Annotated in this window: 16 protein-coding genes and 1 other annotated feature; of the genes, 1 reads left to right on the top strand and 15 read right to left on the bottom strand. The window is 54.3% G+C overall.

Annotated features, from left to right (window positions below):
- Positions 1 to 72: 72 nt before the first annotated feature.
- The 9 genes from KNP75_RS09590 to secD form a co-directional block, all read right to left on the bottom strand.
- The gene (locus tag KNP75_RS09590; RefSeq protein ID WP_215190270.1) at positions 73 to 1,206 is read right to left on the bottom strand and encodes a hypothetical protein; all 1,134 of its coding nucleotides are present in this window, start codon (positions 1,204 to 1,206) and stop codon (positions 73 to 75) included.
- Between the two features lie 116 nt (positions 1,207 to 1,322).
- Positions 1,323 to 3,095 carry an aspartate--tRNA ligase gene (gene aspS, locus KNP75_RS09595; RefSeq protein WP_215190271.1) on the bottom strand — a complete coding sequence of 591 codons (1,773 nt, stop codon included), beginning with the start codon at positions 3,093 to 3,095 and terminating at the stop codon, positions 1,323 to 1,325.
- Positions 3,092 to 4,372 carry a histidine--tRNA ligase gene (gene hisS, locus KNP75_RS09600; RefSeq protein WP_215190272.1) on the bottom strand — a complete coding sequence of 427 codons (1,281 nt, stop codon included), beginning with the start codon at positions 4,370 to 4,372 and terminating at the stop codon, positions 3,092 to 3,094. Before hisS ends, aspS begins: the two co-directional genes overlap by 4 nt.
- Positions 4,373 to 4,411: 39 nt before the next feature.
- Positions 4,412 to 4,647, bottom strand: a binding site (T-box leader).
- 38 nt (positions 4,648 to 4,685) lie between these two features.
- Complete coding sequence (dtd, locus tag KNP75_RS09605; protein WP_034776885.1) at positions 4,686 to 5,129, bottom strand: D-aminoacyl-tRNA deacylase; 444 nt, start codon at positions 5,127 to 5,129, stop codon at positions 4,686 to 4,688.
- 16 nt (positions 5,130 to 5,145) lie between these two features.
- Entirely contained in the window at positions 5,146 to 7,278 is a 2,133-nt protein-coding gene (locus tag KNP75_RS09610) for a RelA/SpoT family protein (protein ID WP_371743396.1), read from the bottom strand.
- A 244-nt stretch (positions 7,279 to 7,522) separates the two neighbouring features.
- Entirely contained in the window at positions 7,523 to 8,041 is a 519-nt protein-coding gene (locus KNP75_RS09615) for an adenine phosphoribosyltransferase (RefSeq protein WP_034776883.1), read from the bottom strand.
- 1 nt (position 8,042) lies between these two features.
- The gene (gene recJ / locus KNP75_RS09620) at positions 8,043 to 10,334 is read right to left on the bottom strand and encodes a single-stranded-DNA-specific exonuclease RecJ (RefSeq protein WP_214797087.1); all 2,292 of its coding nucleotides are present in this window, start codon (positions 10,332 to 10,334) and stop codon (positions 8,043 to 8,045) included.
- 102 nt (positions 10,335 to 10,436) lie between these two features.
- Positions 10,437 to 11,360: a protein translocase subunit SecF gene (secF, locus tag KNP75_RS09625; RefSeq protein WP_200881476.1), complete on the bottom strand. Its 924-nt coding sequence runs from the start codon at positions 11,358 to 11,360 to the stop codon at positions 10,437 to 10,439.
- Entirely contained in the window at positions 11,350 to 12,651 is a 1,302-nt protein-coding gene (gene secD, locus KNP75_RS09630) for a protein translocase subunit SecD (RefSeq protein WP_200881475.1), read from the bottom strand. The genes secF and secD overlap by 11 nt, the downstream gene beginning before the upstream one ends.
- Positions 12,652 to 12,871: 220 nt before the next feature.
- Here secD and zupT point away from each other — a divergent pair, with 220 nt between their 5' ends.
- Positions 12,872 to 13,726, top strand: a complete 855-nt coding sequence (zupT, locus tag KNP75_RS09635; protein ID WP_034776881.1) for a zinc transporter ZupT — start codon at positions 12,872 to 12,874, stop codon at positions 13,724 to 13,726.
- A gap of 40 nt (positions 13,727 to 13,766) precedes the next feature.
- Here the strand turns inward: zupT and KNP75_RS09640 are convergent, their stop codons facing one another.
- The 6 genes from KNP75_RS09640 to ruvA all read right to left on the bottom strand — a co-directional run bounded on the left by KNP75_RS09640 (position 13,767) and on the right by ruvA (position 19,875).
- Entirely contained in the window at positions 13,767 to 15,527 is a 1,761-nt protein-coding gene (locus KNP75_RS09640) for a methyl-accepting chemotaxis protein (RefSeq protein ID WP_215190273.1), read from the bottom strand.
- Positions 15,528 to 15,713: 186 nt separating this feature from the next.
- The gene (gene yajC / locus KNP75_RS09645) at positions 15,714 to 15,992 is read right to left on the bottom strand and encodes a preprotein translocase subunit YajC (protein WP_021066898.1); all 279 of its coding nucleotides are present in this window, start codon (positions 15,990 to 15,992) and stop codon (positions 15,714 to 15,716) included.
- An 84-nt stretch (positions 15,993 to 16,076) separates the two neighbouring features.
- Positions 16,077 to 17,222, bottom strand: a complete 1,146-nt coding sequence (tgt, locus tag KNP75_RS09650) for a tRNA guanosine(34) transglycosylase Tgt (protein ID WP_021066897.1) — start codon at positions 17,220 to 17,222, stop codon at positions 16,077 to 16,079.
- Positions 17,219 to 18,262: a tRNA preQ1(34) S-adenosylmethionine ribosyltransferase-isomerase QueA gene (gene queA, locus KNP75_RS09655; RefSeq protein ID WP_215190415.1), complete on the bottom strand. Its 1,044-nt coding sequence runs from the start codon at positions 18,260 to 18,262 to the stop codon at positions 17,219 to 17,221. The genes tgt and queA overlap by 4 nt, the downstream gene beginning before the upstream one ends.
- A 19-nt stretch (positions 18,263 to 18,281) precedes the next feature.
- The gene (gene ruvB / locus KNP75_RS09660) at positions 18,282 to 19,277 is read right to left on the bottom strand and encodes a Holliday junction branch migration DNA helicase RuvB (RefSeq protein WP_034776878.1); all 996 of its coding nucleotides are present in this window, start codon (positions 19,275 to 19,277) and stop codon (positions 18,282 to 18,284) included.
- 10 nt (positions 19,278 to 19,287) lie between these two features.
- On the bottom strand, positions 19,288 to 19,875 hold the full coding sequence (gene ruvA / locus KNP75_RS09665; RefSeq protein ID WP_034776877.1) for a Holliday junction branch migration protein RuvA: 588 nt from the start codon (positions 19,873 to 19,875) through the stop codon (positions 19,288 to 19,290).
- Positions 19,876 to 19,952: the final 77 nt, after the last annotated feature.

Consider the following 19,952-nt stretch of genomic DNA (forward strand, 5'->3'; position numbering starts at 1 on the left):
ATTGAGATGCTTGAATGAGCATGAAAAAATCGTCACTTCCATAACCGGAGGTGACGATTTTTGGTCTCCATGTCAGTCCACATCGATGGTGTAGAACGTAATCAACCCGCCAGCCCCAAGTTCGGCGTAGGCGATTTGGCCATCACGATAGATCGGCTTGGACGTCGTGCCGCCTCGACTCGGCAAATACGAGACCGTCGCTTCATTCAAATCCGCAACTAATAAGCGATTCATGCCTTCACGGAATAGGATTCGCTGATCCGGCAAGAAACGAAATGAGTCAAATGTAATCTTTGACTGTGTGCTTTTATGTTGGAACTGTTTCGCTCCCCCCGTCAGCCCTACAAAATCGGCACGTCCTTCTTTTCCAAGAGCAACATAGTCCGCACCTGTTTCAAAGTCGACCAATGCGCCCATATCCTCGTCAAACGTTCCATCGAGCGTGGTTAGCTTTGTCGTCTTTTCCCCATCAGCGAATGAGCTTCGATGGACGATGACACCGTCCTCACCAACTCTGTAATCGAACACGTACTCGCCATCTCGTTTCTCCCCTTCTTGAAGCGTGTACGTTTGAATCGTTTCCACCGTGGCCGTATCATACAAATACTGCATCACCGCCGACGTCGTCATCGTTTCTGATGCCTCATAATCAACCCATGTGACGCGATCATCCGATGCATTCAAATGAGGAACGGGCGTCTCGAACATACTGACGCCGTTATATAGTTCAGTCAGTTCCGATGCGTCGAGCTTCATCCGGAAAATGGACCAAGTATATCCGTTATCTTCAGTCAGTTCGTATTCAATCCAAAATATTTCATCTTTGATGCCGACGAGACTACCGATTGTTCTCGATGTCTTATGTAACGACCGATTAGTTGCTTGTTCCGTATCATACACGTAGATTTCATGGCCGACTTCACCGACAGAATCCGTATAGACAATGTGTTCATCGACCATATGCTCCGGTGCAATCATCGCAACTTTATGTTGGAAGAACGACGATAGGTCATAGTCCTTCACTGCCCCGATTGAGGCGTCCTCGGCAACGGGACGCAATCGAATCATTTCCGAATCTTCCGATTTAGCCTCCTCGACGGTCTGGTCAACTTTCGGCGTCGCTTCCGTTTCTTGATTACATCCTGCTAAGATTGTCGTCAATCCAATCACCAACCCGATCGATTGAATAATTTTTCTTGGTTTCATGCTTCCCCGGCTCCCCCATCTTCATCATACAATTTATTCCATAACTATATCACCTTTCCACTTATTCACATATACGCAAAAAGACCCGCCAAGTGACGGGTCCTTGTGACTAACTATTATTTTTTCTCTTTCACCGCTGTCCGAATCGACAACTCCTCGAGTTGTGCATCCGCGACCGGGCTTGGTGCTTGTGTGAGCAAGTCGCTCGCCGACGCCGTTTTCGGGAAGGCGATCGTGTCACGAAGGTTCGAACGACCCGCGAGGATCATGACGAGACGGTCGAGACCGAGGGCGATACCTGCGTGCGGCGGTGTACCGTATTCGAACGCTTCGAGCAAGAAGCCGAACTGGTCGACCGCTTCTTGTTCTGTGAAGCCGAGCAATTTGAACATGCGCTCTTGAATGTCGCGCTCATAAATCCGTTGCGATCCGCCGCCGAGCTCATACCCGTTCAAGACGAGGTCATAGGCGAGTGCGCGTACGCTCGCTGGGTCCGTCTCAAGCAAGTGGAGGTCGTCACGGTTTGGCATCGTGAACGGGTGGTGGTTGGCGTAGAAACGGCCGTCTTCTTCTTCGAACGTGACGAGCGGGAAGTCCGTCACCCAAAGGAAGTTGAACTTCGACTCGTCGATGAGACCGAGCTCATGACCGAGTTTGACGCGAAGTGCGCCGAGGCTGTCGGCGACGACAGTCGGTTTTGACGCCACGAAGAGGAGCAGGTCGCCCGCTTCCGCGTTCGTTGCTTCCATCAACTTCTGGGCGTACGTCTCATCAAAGAACTTGGCGATCGGTCCGTTCAAGCCTTCCGGCGTCACTTTGAGCCAAGCGAGGCCTTTGGCACCGTAGACGGCTGTGAACTCTTGAAGCTTGTCGATGTCTTTACGCGAGAACTTGTCCGCCTCGCCTTTGACGTTGATCGCTTTGACTTGTCCGTTTGACTCGAGGGCCATATCGAACACTTTGAAACCGGCACCTGTGACCGCGTCCGCGACGTCGATGAGTTCGAGAGCGAAACGTGTGTCCGGTTTGTCTGAACCGAAACGGCGCATCGCTTCCTCGTGCGTCATCCGTTCGAATTTGGCCGGCGTATCGGTGCGACCGAGCGTCGCTTCCATGACTTGCCCCATCATCGATTCCATCATCGCCATCAAGTCTTCGACGTCCATGAAGCTCGTCTCGATGTCGACTTGCGTGAATTCCGGTTGACGGTCGGCCCGAAGGTCTTCGTCACGGAAGCAGCGTGCGATTTGGAAGTAACGGTCGAACCCGGCCACCATGAGGAGCTGTTTGAACAATTGTGGTGATTGCGGGAGCGCGTAGAACTCGCCGCCGTGGACACGGCTTGGGACGAGATAGTCACGCGCGCCTTCTGGTGTCGATTTCGTCAAAATCGGCGTCTCGACTTCGAGGAACTCTTCTTCCGTCAAGAAGTTACGAATCGTGTTCGACGCTTTCGAACGAAGACGGAACGTCTCTTGGAGCGCCGGACGACGGAGGTCAAGGTAACGGTATTTGAGACGGAGGTCTTCCGATACGTTCTCGGCCTCGTCACCGATTGGAATCGGCGTCATCTTCGCCGCGTTCAAGATGTTAATCTCTGAAGCGATGACTTCAACGTTCCCGGTCGGCATGTTCGGGTTTTTGTTCTCACGTTCGAGGACTGTCCCTTTGATATCGAGCACGTATTCGCTGCGAATCGATTCGGCGAGCTGGTGCACCGCTTCGTTTTCCGGGCGAACGACGACTTGGACGATGCCTGTGCGGTCACGAAGGTCGATGAAGATGAGGCCTCCGAGGTCGCGACGTTTTTGTACCCATCCTTTAAGTTGTACCTCTTGGCCGATGAGTGACTCTGTCACGCGGCCGTTCATATGTGTGCGTCCAATCATTGTCCTGCTCCTTCCGATAGTTCACGAATTTTGTCTGCGACGGCCGAGAGCGGCACGTCGACTTGTTCCCCGGTCGCCATGACCTTGAGGGAAGCTGAGCCGCGTTCGACTTCATCGTCTCCGAGGATGACGGTGAACTTCGCGTTCAAGCGGTCGGCTTGTTTGAATTGGCCTTTGAACTTGCGGCCGAGGTAATCGCGGTCCGCCTTGAAGCCTTCGCTGCGAAGCAGTTGCAACAGGCGTGTCGCCGTCACTTCGACTTCCGTGCCGCCTTGGGCGACGACGAAGACGTCAAGTCCCGTCTCGAGTTCAGGAAGTACTCCTTCGTTCTCAAGAGCGAGGATGAGTCGCTCGAGCCCGATCCCGAAGCCGATGCCCGGCATATCCGGTCCGCCGATGTCTTGGACGAGACCGTTATAGCGTCCACCGCCGCAAAGCGTCGTGATGGCGCCGAAGCCTTCTGCTTCTGACATGATCTCGAACGCCGTGTGCGTGTAGTAGTCGAGACCACGGACGAGCGTCGGGTCGACCTCGTAGGCGACACCGAGCGCGTCCAAGTGCGCGAGGACTTTCTCGAAGTACGTCTTCGACTCTTCGTTCAAGAAGTCGAGAATCGATGGTGCCGATTTCATCGACGGGTGGTCGCGGTCGACTTTACAGTCGAGGACGCGAAGCGGGTTCTGGTGAAGCCGCGTCTGGCAATCTTGGCATAACTCGTCTTGGACCGGCTCGAAGTGACGGATGAGCGATTCGCGGTGAGCGTTGCGGCTCTCGGCGTCACCGAGCGAGTTGACGACGACTTTGATTTTTTTAAGCCCGAACGATTTGTAAATCGTGTAGGCGAGGCTGATGACCTCGGCGTCAACGGCTGGGTCGCTACTGCCGATCGCCTCGACACCGTATTGGTGCAGTTGGCGGAACCGTCCTTTTTGTGGACGTTCGTAGCGGAACATCGGTCCCATGTAATACAGTTTCGTCGGCTGGTCAGGGCTACCGAACAGCTTGTTCGTGACGAAGGCGCGGACGACCGAGGCCGTTCCTTCCGGACGGAGCGTATACTCGTCCTTGCCTTTCTTGACGAGTGTGAACATCTCTTTTTGGACGATGTCCGTCGTCTCGCCGACGCTTCTTGTGAATAGGTCGGTCGTTTCAAAAATCGGGGTACGAATCTCTTTATAGTTGTAACGGGCGCTGATGTCGCGTAGTTTCTCTTCGACATACTGCCACGTCTCGACCGTGCCCGGAAGCAGGTCTTGTGTGCCGCGTGGTGCTTTCATCCAATTTCCCTCCTTAGAATACAAAAAGGCCCTCGTCCGCAAAGGGACGAGAGCCTGTTAAAGTTTCCCGTGGTACCACCCTCGTTGCAGAGCCAATACTTGAAACTCTGCCACTCGAAATCGGTTAACGCCCGATGAAACGGCTCCCCCTACTAAGCGTTCAAGGAAGCACCTCCAAAGTGTCGTTCGGGTCATCATCCAGTCGATGCTTTCAGCCTAGGCATCGCTCTCTTTGCTGGTGGGGTGACCGTACTCTTCTTTATCGCAGGTGTTAGGTTATATGGTTCATGATGCCGAATCGTGCCCGCTTCTGTCAAGCGTTTTTTTCGAGCATGAGCGTGACCGGTCCGTCATTGACGAGTGCGACGTCCATCATCGCCCCGAACTGTCCGGTCTCGACGACGAGCCCGTGCGTCCGCAAACGCTCGTTGAACTTCTCGTAAAGACGTTCGGCGATGTCCGGCTTCGCTGCTTGCGTGAACGCGGGACGACGGCCTTTCTGCGTGTCGCCGTACAGCGTGAACTGTGATACGGACAATACTTTCCCGTCGACGTCTTGAATCGATAGGTTCATCTTCTCGTCCGCGTCCTCAAAGACACGGAGTCCGGCCACCTTGTCGGCGAGCCAGTTTACTTCCGTCTCGGTGTCCTCGTGGGTCACCCCGACGAGGAGCAGATAGCCGGCCTCGATTTGGCCGACCGTCTCCGCGTCGACGGTGACCGAGGCTTGTTTCACTCGTTGCAACAATACACGCACTGAAATCTTCCTTTCGTTACGTCATCATGACTCGGCTGACCGAGTACACGTCCGAGATTTGCTTGATCCGGTCGACGACTTTTTGCAGATGGTTCACGTTCGGAATCGAGATCGTCATCGAGATGCGGGCCTGTTTGTTCTGGTCTCCGCGTCCACTCACCGCCACGATGTTCGTGTTCGTCGCCGAGACGGCTTGAAGCACGTCGTTCAAGAGCCCTGAACGGTCGTAGCCTGTGATCTCGATGTCAACGTTATAGTTCTTCTCTTTTGCTTGCCCGGCTTCCCACTCGACCGTGAGGAGCCGCTCCGGATGCTGCTCATTGATGATGTTCAAGCAGTCTTTCCGGTGAATCGACACGCCGCGTCCGCGCGTGATATACCCGACGATTTCGTCGCCCGGTACCGGGTTACAGCATCGGCTCATGCGGATGAGCATATTGTCGATCCCTTTCACCGAGACGCCGGCCTCGGCCGTCTTCTTCTTCGGTGACTGACTGACTTTCAATTCGTTGATCGCGTCCGACAGTTCGAGTTTCGGTTCTTTCCGCTGCTTCTCCGTCAACTTGTGGGCCACTTGCGCCGCCGTGATGCCATGATACCCGACCGCGGCGTACATCTCTTCTTCGTTCCCGAAGTTGAACTTCTCGACGACGACGGCAAGCGACTGGTCATCGATCACTTCTTTCGGTTCGAAACCGAGCTTCTTGATCTCGACATCGACGAGCTCTTTGCCTTTCTCGACGTTCTCTTCACGCTGTTGGCGCTTGAACCACTGGCGAATCTTGTTCTTCGCTTGGCTCGAGACGGCGAGTTTGAGCCAGTCCTTGCTCGGCCCGTAGCTGTGTTTCGACGTGATGATCTCGATGATGTCACCCGTCTCGAGTTTATGGTCGAGCGGCACCATCCGTCCGTTCACTTTCGCGCCCGTCATCCGGTGACCAATCTCGGTATGGATGCGGTACGCGTAATCGATCGGGACCGAGCCTTTCGGTAACTCGAAGACGTCCCCTTTCGGTGTGAAGACGTAGAGCATATCGCTGAAGAAATCGACTTTGAGCGATTCCATGAACTCCTCAGCGTCGGTCGTATCTTTTTGTAGCTCTAAAATCTCGCGCAAATGGGCGATCTTTTCATCGAACCCGTTCGTCGCGACACTCTTTCCTTCTTTATACGCCCAGTGCGCGGCAATCCCGAACTCGGCGATGAAGTGCATGTCCTTCGTGCGGATTTGCACTTCGAGCGGCTCACCCTTCGGTCCGATCACCGTCGTGTGGAGCGACTGATACATGTTCGGTTTCGGCATGGCGATGTAGTCTTTGAACCGACCTGGCATCGGCTTGTACTGCGTGTGGATGATGCCGAGGACGGCGTAACAGTCGCGAATCGAATCGACGATGATCCGGACGGCCATCAAGTCATAAATTTCATTGAACTCTTTTTTATGCTTCACCATCTTGTTGTAAATCGAGTAGATATGCTTCGGACGGCCGTTGACATCGGCCTCGATGCTCACGTCCTCGAGAACGGTGTTCACTTCCGTGATGACCGATGTGACGAGCGCTTCGCGTTCAGTGCGCTTCTGTTTCATCATCGAGACGATCTTATAGTATTGCTGCGGGTTGATGTAACGTAACGAGATATCCTCGAGCTCCCATTTGATCGTCGAGATCCCCATCCGGTGGGCGAGCGGGGCGAAGATTTCGAGCGTCTCTTCCGCCTTTTGAACTTGTTTCTCTTTCGGCATATGTTGAAGCGTCCGCATGTTGTGCAGACGGTCGGCCAGCTTGATCAAGATGACGCGCACGTCTTCTGCCATCGCGATAATCATTTTACGGTGATTCTCAGCGAGTTCTTCTTTTTTCGATTTATATTTGATTTTACCGAGCTTCGTCACTCCATCGACGAGCATGGCCACATCGACACCGAACTCATCGGCGAGTTCTTTGAGCGTGACGTCCGTATCCTCGACGACGTCGTGCAAGAGCGCCCCGATGATGGTCGTCGCGTCTAACCCGATATCAACGAGAATACCAGCCACTTGGACCGGATGCAGAATGTAGGGTTCGCCTGAACGTCGGAACTGACCGGTATGATGCAGTTTGGCGTATTCGTAAGCGCGTCTTACTTCGGCAATCTCGTCTTCACCCATATACTCCCCGAGCGCGTCGAGAAGGTCCTCAATACTTACGATTTGTTTTTTGGTCATAACATTCGACACCCTTTTTCTTACCGCTCCAATCGACTCGGACAAGTCGCAGCATGGTAGTAGTTAACGTACGTGGTTGTTCTAATTTTACTTACTATTATCGAAAAAATCTGACGACCTGTCAAAGGTTGTGGGTTGTTTTACTTAAAAAACTATTTAAAAAAGGGAAGCCATCGCTTCCCTTTGATTAATCTTCGTAACGGATGAGTGAGAACACGTCGTATCCTTCGAGACGCTCACGTCCACCAAGTCCATCAAGCTCGATTAAGAATCCGATCCCAGCGACGACGCCGCCGAGCTGTTCAATCATTTTGATTGTCGCTTCGATCGTTCCGCCTGTTGCGAGCAAGTCATCCAAGATGACGACTTGTTGGCCCGGTTTGATCGAGTCTTTGTGCATCGTCAAAATGTCTGTGCCGTATTCGAGTCCGTAAGAGACGCGAACCGTCTCACGTGGCAACTTGCCTTCTTTACGGACCGGGACGAACCCGAGCTCAAGTGCGTACGCTGCCGGGCAACCGACGACGAAGCCGCGTGCCTCAGGGCCGGCGATGAGTTCAGCACCGCGCTCCTGTGCGTAAGCGATGAGCTCGTCGACCGCTTTTTTATAGGCCGGGCCGTCTTGCATGAGTGACGTGATGTCCTTGAAGCTGATCCCTTCTTTCGGGTAATCCGCTACTTCTTTAATATGCTGTTTGAAATCCATTTTATGTGTAAGCCTCCTGCATCTTGTTCGATCGCAATGATTGTAACCGCTCTTTCAGTTCTGCCAACGACGCATAGATGAAACGCTCCTCGAGTTGGACTCGTCCGACCCGGCGCTTATAACATGGCGCTTCGGTCAAATCACGTTTCGGCGCTTCTGGATTCACTCCAGGCAGTCCGTCTTCCATTGTAACAAGAAATTCGAGTTCAGAGAATACTTGATGCATAAATTGAATCGTATTTTTTGACCATTTTCGCTCGATTGACAAACGAATCAAGTTTTCGCGCAGGTTTTTCCGTTCGCACGTCGCCATATGGACGTAATATGTTCGGAAATCTTCTCGCGTCGGCAACTTCTCAAAAAATGAGCCGCCTTGTCCGAACGCACAGTACACGCGCTCGACATCCTCGGTCAACATGTCTGCGAGCACATCTTCCTCGTCCGGCAAATCGAGCAGGACGACGAACGGTTTGAGCGGCGTGCTGAGATCGTGGAGCGGGAAGTCGTCCCGGCCTTGGAACGAGATGAACGACGTCGTGTCGCCCGGGAGCTGTTTCAATTCGTCGAGCGAATTTTTCTTGCCCCGATAATCGAACACTTGGAACCCGTCGACACGGATGTCTTGAATCATGAGCTGCGGCTTGCGCATCCCGTTCCATTCATTTACTTGCAGACTGCCCATGACCGAGACGTGGGCCATCTTCGAGATTTCAGAGACGACGTGACCGAAACCGAAGCCGATGCCATCAAGTTCCCGCTTATCCCCGGCGAGCTGAACCTTCAAATGGGTGTTGTCGCGCCCGATTTGACGGATATCGCGAAGTCTAGCGTCTGCCACGACGACACGCGGTGACGGATTACCCATCCCGAACGGGGCGAGCTTGCCAATCTCTGAGATCAAGTCGAGCGACACGTCGTTCACGTCGAGCTTCAAGTCGACGTTGACGCGGGCGACGAACGTCTCGTCCGGAATCGATTCGGCTTGTTCGTTCAGACGCCGGCGCAGTTCGGCCACGTTCTCCGATAACAAGGTCATCCCGGCTGCGGCCGGGTGTCCGCCGAAGTGCGGCAAGATGTCTTCATTTTTCGACAGTTCTTTGAACAAGTCGAAACCGTCGATCGAACGGCCCGACCCCTTCGCCTTCCCTGTTTTCGGGTCGTGGCACAATAGGATGACCGGACGATAGTACGCCTCGACGAGTCTTGAGGCGACGATCCCGACGACACCCGGATTCCATCGTTCGCTGGCGACGACGAGAACGCGGTCGTCCGTCATCGATGCCTCGACGAGTTCCGTCGCTTCTTTGGCGATCGTCTTGACGATGTCTTGACGTTCTTTGTTCTGTTTGTCGAGCTTTTGAGCCAGTTCGAGTGCTTCCTCGACGCTCTCGGCGAGCAACATTTGGAGCGCCGGCATCGCCGAGTCAAGACGACCGGCAGCGTTGATGCGCGGTCCAAACGCAAAACCGACCGACTCTTCGTTCAATGTCCCGTCCGTCAACGCGCACACTTCGCGGAGCGCGAGAATGCCTGGACGTTTTGAGTCATCGAGCGCTTTCAGACCAAGCTTCGCGAGCAAACGGTTCTCCCCGTCGAGCGGGACGAGGTCGGCAATCGTACCGAGCACGGCCAAGTCGAGCAACTCTTCCGGCATCCGTCCGAGCACGGCATGGGCCACTTTGAGTGCGACGCCTGCCCCGGCGAGCTTGTCATACGGATATGACGGATCGATGTGAGGATGGATGATGGCGAACGCATCTGGGAGCGTCTCTTTCGGTTCGTGGTGGTCGGTGATGATCAAATCGACACCGAGCTCTTTTAAGAGCGCTGCCTCTTCGATCCCTGAGATCCCACAGTCGACCGTGATGATGAGCGTGAACCCTTCACCCGCGGCCCAGCTGAACGCCTCTTTGTTCGGACCGTATCCTTCCGTGAACCGGTTCGGGATATAACATTCCGCCATGACACCGATCTCGGTCAAGGCGTGCCACATGACGGCCGAGGCGCTGACACCATCGACGTCATAGTCGCCGTAGATGAGCACCATCTCCCCGTCATCGGCCGCGCGTTTCAAACGGTCAACGACTTTGTTCATCTGTTCAAATAAGTACGGATCGTGGAACGTCAACTCGTCCTCGATGTGCAGGAACGCCTTCGCCGCATCGACGTCACGGTGCCCCCGCTGCATGAGGAGCGTCGCGAGTTGCTCCGATATATTCAATTCTGTCTGTAACTGTTCAACCGCGGCCGTATCCGTCTCCGGATACACCCATCGTTTCTTTGCATGATACATAGTCCTTCACTCCAATCAATTGTTGATTATATCAGAACGAGCGAGTGAAGTGCCGTCTTGACATTCAAAAAAGGTCCCCCGAACGATGCGGGAGACCTGCTGTTACGCCTCTGGGGCGGTTTCTTTCTTTTTGTTGAGCGACATGCCTTTGAGGAGCATCCACAAGTACGAGGCGATGAAAATCGATGAGTACATCCCCATGACGAGACCGATGAGCAACGCGATTGAGAAGCCACGGATTGACTCGGCACCGAACACGTACAAGGCGATGACCGTCAAGAGCACGGTGACGACCGTGTTAACCGAGCGGACAATCGTCTCTTGAATCGACGTGTTGACGATGTCACGATACACGTCCATCGATTTGATTTTCCGTTCTTTCTCATACGCTTGGATGTTCTCACGGACGCGGTCGAACGTGACGATCGTATCGTTGACCGAGTAACCGATAATCGTCAAGATGGCGGCGACGAAGTACAAGTTGACCTCGATACCGAAAATCGAGAACGCCACGATCATGAAGAACGCATCGTGAAGCATGGCGACGACCGTTGCGACCGCATACGAGAATTGGAAGCGGAACGTGATATAGAGGATAATCCCGAGCGACGCGAGTGCGACCGCATAGATGGCATTCCGAGCGATATCACGGCCGACTTCGGCCGACACGGTGCTGATGTTCGGGTCGTTCCCGAACGTTTCCGTGAACACGGTCTTCACCGACGCGACTTCGTCTTGAGCGAGCTGGCCGACGAACGTCACGTTGGCGAGCGTTCCGCCTTCCGCGTATTGGACCGACGAAATCTCTTCATCGACACCGGCTTCTTCAAACGCCGACGCCAATTCTTCTTGCGATACTTGTGATTCGGTCAACACTTCGACCCGGGTACCGGATGCGAAGTCAATCCCGAGGTTCAAGCCACGGAAGAACAAGATGCCGAGACCGATGATGACGATGGCACACGAGACGATGAACATCGTGCGCATATGTTTCACATAGTTTAATTCAGTGAGCTTAAAGTTCACGGATTTCACTCTCCTTCACACCAAACCAGCCTTTTCGTTTGTCGAACAGACGACTCGAGACGAGGAGGTGCATCAAATAACGCGAGATGAAGACGTTCGAGATGAACGTCATCGCAATCGAGATCATGAGCATGATGGCGAACCCACGGACCGAGCTCGTCCCGAAATAGAACAAGACCGCTGCCGAGATGAGGGTCGTCAAGTTGGCATCGATGATCGTACTGAGCGAGCGCCGGTTCCCGGCACGGAATGCCGAGAGGACCGACTTCCCTGACCGGAGTTCATCCTTGATGCGCTCGGCCGTGATGATGTTCGCATCGACCGCCATCCCGACACCGAGGACGAGAGCGGCAATACCAGGGAGCGTCAAGACGGCGTTAATGCCGTTAAAGAACAACATAATCAAATTGATATACAAAATGAGCGTGATGATCGAGACGAGACCGGGTAAACGATAGAAGAACAACATGAACAAGAAGATGGCTGCAATCCCGATGAGAGACGCGAACACGGTCTTGTCGAGCGCGTCTTGACCGAACTGGGCCGAGACCGACGTCGAATAGATTTCTTCAAGTTTGACCGGGAGCGCCCCGGCGTTCAAGATGTCAGCGAGACGTTGACCACTCTCGGCATCGATGCCGCCACCTGAGATGATGGCTTTATCCGATAGGATCGGAGACGTGACGGATGCATCCGACACGATCTTCGAGTTCTCTTTTTGAATCTCTTCGGCGTACGTGTCGCCTTCTTCATAATCAAGCCAGATGACGAGCCGGTTTTCCGGTGCCGGACGCTGGGCAATTTGCGACGTGACTTCACCGAACTGGTCCGCCGATTGCAACGTCAGTTCAACGACCGGGTTGCCTTGTGGGTCATAGCTGAGTGCTGCGCCACGCGGAGCGAGGTCTTTCCCGTCGAGTAGGACGTTATCATCCACATCGCGGAACGTGAGCTGGGCGGTCGACGAGAGCACTTCACGGGCGTCGTTTTGATTCTCTACGCCAGCGAGTTGGACGCGGATGCGATTCTCGTCTTCAATCCGGATGTCCGGTTCCGAGACACCGAGGACGTTGACACGGTTGTTAATGGCGCGAACGGTTGCATTCATCGCTGATTGATCGATGACATCGCCGTCTTCGAGCGGCTGGACTTCGTACAGCACTTCGAACCCGCCTTTAAGATCGAGGCCGAGGTTCGTGTTCTTGACGACCCATGGCGTCGACAAGGCGGCGAGCAGGATCGTTGCAATCATGATGACCGCAAAAATCGCGATATTCCCTTTTTTGTACATACGACTATTTCCTTTCTAAACACATGTTCTCGTAAAAAAACTTCTCTCGTTAACATTACAAATATTCTAAACATTTATCAATCGTTTTCCTGAAATTGTAACACCCACACGTTGATTTCCCACGCTTTTTTGCACTTGCGACTAAAAGTTGCATTAGGGCAAAACTTGAGCTATGATGTGATTATCAACTTACACACTACATGCAAAGGAGTCCTTTCTAATGGATAGTACGATACTCTATGCCTTTTTACTGACGCTGTTCGCTGGACTCGCGACGGGGATCGGAAGTATGATCGCCTTCTTCGCCAAACGGACCAACACGGCATTCTTGTCGGTATCCCTTGGCTTCTCAGGTGGGGTCATGATTTACGTATCCTTTATCGAGATTTTTCCGAAAGCGCTCGATGAACTCGTCGGGGCCCACGGAGAGCAGGCTGGGACGCTCTATACCGTCCTCGCCTTCTTCGGGGGGATGTTGTTGATCGCCTTGATCGACAAGTTCATCCCGTCTCCGGAAAACCCACACGAAGTCAAATTCGTCGAGACGATGCAAAACGACCCGTCGTCCCAGGAACTTGCGACGACGGCGACCGAACGTGTCCCGTTGAACCAAGAGACGAAACAGCGGCTTCATAAAATGGGTCTGTTCATGGCGCTCGCCATCACCATCCATAACTTTCCGGAAGGTTTGGCGACATTTATCTCGGCCCTCGATGACCCAGCGGTCGGTCTCGCCATCGCGATCGCGATCGCGTTACACAACATTCCGGAAGGCATCGCCGTCTCGGTCCCGATTTATTATGCGACCGGTTCTCGGAAGAAGGCGCTGAAACTGTCCTTCTTGTCCGGACTTGCCGAACCGCTCGGAGCGGTCGTCGGTTTCCTTCTTTTGATGCCATTCTTGAGTGACACGGTGTTCGGCCTCTTGTTCGCAGGCGTCGGCGGCATCATGGTGTTCATCTCGCTCGACGAGTTACTCCCAGCTGCCCGTGAATACGGACGGGCCCACCATGCGGTGTACGGCATGGTCGCCGGTATGATGGTCATGGCAGCCAGTCTGATTTTGTTAATGTAACCGAAACAGCGTCTCCCCGATTGTCGAGGAGACGCTGTTTTCATGCCTTGAATAAATGAACAAGATCTTTCAACTCGACGGACATATGGCTCATCGTCTCGGCGATGCCGTTGATTTCTTGAATGGCGGCGAGTTGTTCTTCGACGTTCGCGCCTGCTTCTTCCACGCTTCGTTGCGTCGACACGGCATTCGTCGACATATCTTCGACCGAGACCGCTACCTCGGTCGTGTTCGCGCTCACTTCTTCCGTCGCCGCCGCAATCTCACTCATTTGACGAGATGTCTCTTGAATGACAGAGACGATCTCACGGAACGCACCGGCGACTTCTCCCATTTGGGTGACGCCGCTCGTCACATGCTGGCTTGTGACGTCGAACGCCGCTTCGACTTCCGACGTGTCACGCTGAATGTCGACGACGACCGCTTGAATCTGTTTGGCCGACTGTTTCGACTCTTCGGCGAGTTTTCGGACCTCGGCCGCGACGACGGCAAACCCTTTCCCGTGTTCACCGGCCCGGGCCGCTTCAATCGCGGCGTTTAGGGCGAGCAAGTTCGTCTGTTCCGTGATGGCGGTGATCGAGCGCGTGATCTTCTCGATCTCGAGCGACTGGTTCGACAAGCGCTCGACCATCTGTTGCGTCAAGTCGTTCGCTTGTTGAATCTCACGCATCTGTCGTTCGGCCAACTGGATTGTCTCAAGTCCCCCACTAGCCGCTTCAAGCGTATGAATCGTCTGTTCGTTCACGCCTTGCGAGGCCGCGGCGATCTGGTTCAACCCGACGACGGCTTGGTTGACGCCGGACGTCCCTTCCTCAGCCCGTTTCGCCGATACTTGGGCGCCGAGGTTCATCTGTTCGAACAGGCCGGCCACGCCTTGTGTCGTCGTGGCGACATGGTCCGTACTGGCGTACAGCTCTTCCGAATAGGCCGTCACTTTATCCGAGGCTGCACCGACTTGGCGAATCAGGCCGACGAGGTTCCGTTTCATATCGTTGAACGCCGTGACGAGGTCACCGAGCTCATCGTTTGAACCGACCTCGATATCGTCTCCGGTCAAGTCTCCCTCGGCAACGACGCGCGCTTCGCTGACGAGTCGATTGATCGGCTTCAAGAACAGCTTTTGGAGGGCTACTAGTGAAAGTAGACCGACAGCGACGCCGATGATGCTGATGACGACCATCCAGATGATCGATTGCCCGGCACTCGACTGGACCGCTTCCGACTCAGCGGCGAGCGCTTCGCCCTGATACGTGACGAGGTCGGTCACCGTCATTCGGACACGATCCGTCGTCGGTGTCACGCTCGTATTGAGCACCGTCTTGTATCCGATCTCGTCTTGTTGTTGACGGAGGTCGATGACGCGCGCCATCTCCGTGTCGAGATGTTGATTGAACTTCTCGAGATCATCAAGCCAGGCGAGCACTTTCGGATCTTCTGTCGACTGTTGGAGCGTATTCATCAATTCGTCCCGTTTCGTTTGAGAAGCCTCAAGGCTAATCAACGTTTTCGGGTTCGAGACGAGCAGGTAGTAGTTCAAATAACGCTCGGCATCGGTCACGGTCAACGCCAAATCTTCGGCGACGAGCATATCTTGGAGCCGCTCGTTCAAGACGCGGTCATACTCTGACGTCGCGTTCTGTAATTGATACGAGCCGAGCGCACCGACGATCAATAAAGCGATCAGTGTCGGCACGAGCGCCATCGCCATCTTACGGCGCATCGACGAGCGTCCTTTCACGCGGTCAGGGCGACGTCGTACCTTCCATTTTTTGAGTGGGCGTAGCAATCGTTTCACATCCATGTTCTCTTCTCCTTCTTTCCAATTCTTCTCAACTTGACGATAATGCAAACGTTTTCACGATTCAATTTGATTTTTGGAAATAAGGTGGATGATTCGGCGGATTGACGAAGTTTGTCAAAAATAAATCATTTTTCAAGATATGACAAAAAAAAGACGCCTGACCAGTGATGGCCAGGCGTTGTTTGGTCACTCAGCGAATGATGAGTTGCCTTTTTTCGTCACTTCAGCAATCGCACTGCGATTGAACTTAAGGAGTGACTGGTCACATTTCAATGTGACTTGCGTGTCTTCAATTTGGTGGACGACGCCGTGAAGGCCGCCGATTGTTACGACGTGATCCCCACGCTCAAGCGCGTTTTGCATCGATTGTACTTCCTTCTGACGTTTCGTCTGCGGACGGATCAACAAGAAGTAGAACACGACGAAAATAAGGATCATCGGTAATAGTGCTACGAGAGTTTCCATGCGTAAAATTCACCCTTTCCTTCAATATCAGGTTCATTATACCGTGAAACTGAAACGTTGTCACATAATCGCTGTCAGAACAATTTAGAAATTCTTGGCGTTTGGTTTGTTATACCCATATTCTTCGAAAAACTCTTCCTTGAAGTCCAAGAGACGGTCTTCGCGGATGGCTTGACGTACTTGACTCATCAAGTTCACGAGGAAGTGAAGGTTGTGTGTCGAACAGAGGTGAAGCCCGAACATCTCGTCGGCGCGAATCAAGTGGTGCACGTACGCGCGCGAATAGTTCTTACATGTGTAGCAATCGCACTTCTCGTCGATTGGTCCGAAGTCCGTCTTATGTTTCGCATGTTTGATCGTGACGCGGCCTTTCGATGTCATGAGCGTCCCGTTGCGGGCAATCCGGGTCGGCAAGACGCAGTCGAACATGTCGATGCCGCGAATCGAGCCTTCGATCAACGCATCCGGTGAACCGACGCCCATCAAATAGCGCGGCTTGTTCTCCGGCATGAACGGTGTCGTGAACTCGAGTGCGCGGTACATGACGTCTTTCGGTTCACCGACCGATAATCCACCGACGGCATAACCTGGGAAATCAAGCGAGACGAGGTCGGCCGCACTTTGACGACGGAGATCTTCGTACTCGCCGCCTTGGATGATACCGAACAACGCCTGGTCTTCCGGACGTTCGTGTGCCGCGAGGCAACGCTCTGCCCAACGGCTCGTCCGCTCGACCGATTTCTTCATGTATTCATGCGTCGCCGGGAATGGCGGGCATTCGTCGAACGCCATCATGATATCCGAACCGAGCGCGTTTTGAATCTCCATCGCCTTCTCCGGTGACAAGAACAACTTGTCGCCGTTCAAGTGGTTGCGGAAATGGACGCCTTCTTCTTGGATGTTGCGAAGGTCGGCGAGCGAGAAGACTTGGAAGCCGCCCGAGTCCGTCAAAATCGCGCCGTCCCAGTTCATGAACTTATGAAGGCCGCCGGCTTGTTTGACGACCTCATGTCCTGGACGAATCCAAAGGTGGTACGTGTTCGAGAGGATGATGTTCGCTCCCATCGCCTTAACTTGTTCCGGGGCCATCGTCTTGACGGTTGCCTGTGTGCCGACCGGCATGAAGACAGGTGTCTCGAACGAGCCGTGCGGCGTATGGACGATTCCGTGCCGCGCTCCCGTCTGTTTACATGTGTGGATATGTTCGTATGTGACTGCATGTTTGGTCATTTGTTCTCTTCCTTCCTCGTGATGAGCATCGCGTCTCCAAAGCTGAAGAAGCGGTAACGTTCTTGTACCGCCGTGCGGTACGCGTTCAAGATGATGTCGCGCGACGCGAACGCCGAGACGAGCATGACGAGCGTTGACTTCGGCAGATGGAAGTTCGTGATCAGTCCATCAATCGCCTTCAACTCGACTCCCGGGTAAATAAAGATATCCGTCCAGCCCGATGACTCGACGAAATTCCCATGGTCGCGCACGATCGTCTCGAGCGTCCGGGTCGACGTCGTCCCGACGGCAAAGACGCGGCCGCCGCTTGCACGGACGTCGCGGAGCGCCTCGGCCGAAGCGGCCGATAGTTCGAAATACTCGCTATGCATCGTGTGCTCTTCGATCGTATCGGCCGTGACGGGGCGGAACGTACCGAGCCCGACGTGGAGCGTGAGCGGGATTAGCTTGACGCCTTTCGCCTCTGCCGCTGCGAGCAGTTCTTCCGTGAAGTGGAGGCCTGCCGTCGGTGCGGCCGCACTCCCGCGTTCACGGGCGTACACCGTCTGATAACGATCCTGGTCGTCGAGCTGTTCACGGATGTATGGCGGAAGCGGCATCGTGCCGAGCTCATCTAAAATCTCGTAGAAGATGCCGTCGTAGTCGAATTTGAAGCGGCGACCACCTTCTGGGAGTTCTTCGACACATTCAGCCCGGAGCAACCCGTTGCCGAACTCGACGATGGCGCCGACGCGCACTTTCTTCGCCGGTTTGACGAGCGCTTCCCAGACATCGTCTTCCGTCTGTTTGAGTAAGAGCAGTTCGACTTTCCCGCCCGTCTCCTGCTTCGCCCCGAACAATCGGGCCGGGAGCACGCGCGAGTCGTTGACGACGAGAGCGTCGCCTGCCTGCAAGTAGTCGAGCACGTCACGGAAATGACGGTGCTCGATATCGCCCGTATCGCGGTCGAGGACGAGCAGTCGTGAGCTCGTCCGGTCAAGAAGCGGTACTTGGGCGATCAGTTCTTCCGGTAAGTCAAAATCATAGTCGTTTACGTTCAATTGAATGTCTTGCATATCGTTACTCCTCTTCATAGCCAAAATGCGTCTTTGCGTACTGGGTAATCATCCGGCCGCGCGGCGTCCGTTGCAGAAAACCTTGTTGCAACAAGTACGGCTCATACACGTCCTCGATCGTTTGAGCATCTTCCCCAATCGTCGCGGCGAGCGTCTCGAGTCCGACCGGTCCACCGCCGAACCGTTCAACCATCGCCCGTAACAGCCGGTGGTCGACTTCATCGAGCCCGAGGGCGTCGACGTGTAACCGGTCGAGCGCGTCTGAGGCGAGCACCGGATCGATTTCTTTCGTTCCTGCCACTTGGGCGAAATCACGAACCCGGCGCAACAGCCGGTTGGCGATCCGCGGCGTACCGCGTGCACGTTTCGCGATGGCACCGCTCGCCTCTGGTGAGATCGACAGGCGGAACAACTGGGCCGTCCGACTGACGATGGCGGCGAGCTCATGCGGCTCGTAGTATTCGAGCTTCAACGTCACACCGAAACGGTCACGGAGCGGCGCCGACAACATGCCGGCCCGCGTCGTCGCGCCGACGAGCGTGAACGGTGGCAAATCGATGCGGACGCTTCGCGCCATCTCGCCTTGTCCGTAGACAATGTCGAGACAGTAGTCTTCCATCGCCGGATAGAGAATCTCTTCGATCGTGCGGCTCAATCGATGAATCTCATCGATGAACAGGACGTCGCCCGGTTCGAGCGTCGACAGGATCGCCGCGAGGTCACCCGGGCGTTCGATGGCCGGGCCGGCCGTCGTCTTGATGCCGACGCCCATCTCGTTGGCGATGATTTGGGCAAGCGTCGTCTTTCCGAGTCCCGGAGGACCGTAAAGGAGGACGTGGTCGAGTGTCTCGCTGCGGAGCTTCGCGGCTTGGATAAAGATCGACAAGTTGCCTTTCGCCTTCTCCTGTCCGATGTACTGCTCGAACTTTTGCGGACGCAAGCTCCACTCTTCAGAGTCTTCATATTGTTGATGGGATTGTGACAACAATCGTTCGTCCATGGTCTCCTCCTTATTTCAATAGCAATTGCAGGGCGCGCTTTATGTAAGCGTCTGTCGTCAATATTTCTGAATTCAGTTCCTTGCGGACACGGGTGATCTCACGCTCTGAATACCCGAGTGCGACGAGCGCTTCGCACGCCTCGTCGAGTTCGGAAGCCCCTTGAGCGAACAGTCCGGTGTTCGGTACGTAATCCGGGGCGAGCTCGGACAGCTTGCCTTTCAAATCGAGCGCCATCTGCTTCGCCGTCTTCTTGCCGACACCCGGGAACTTCGTCAAATACTTCTCGTTCTCGGTCTCGATTGCGTCGATGAGCGCGTCCATATCGCCTGAGGCGACGATGGCGAGTGCGCCTTTCGGTCCGATCCCGTTGACGCCGAGCAGTTTATTGAACAGTTCGCGTTCCCGACGTGAGCGGAAACCGTACAGCGTCTGTTGATCTTCACGCACATAATGATGCGTAAACACGATTACATGTTCGTCTTGTTCACGATAAAAAAACGGGTTAGGCACATGTACTTTGTAGCCGACGCCCGAAACATCCAACGTTATATATTCCGCGCACACATAGGCGACGGAGCCTTTTACGAATTCAATCACGGTCATATCTCCTCTTCATGGGAAAACTGCATTCATTGTACCATAACCACCGCCACGAAAAAAGGACAGGCGATTGC

The organism is Exiguobacterium sp. s6 (assembly GCF_018618155.1).
Taxonomy (GTDB): Bacteria; Bacillota; Bacilli; order Exiguobacteriales; family Exiguobacteriaceae; genus Exiguobacterium; species Exiguobacterium mexicanum_A.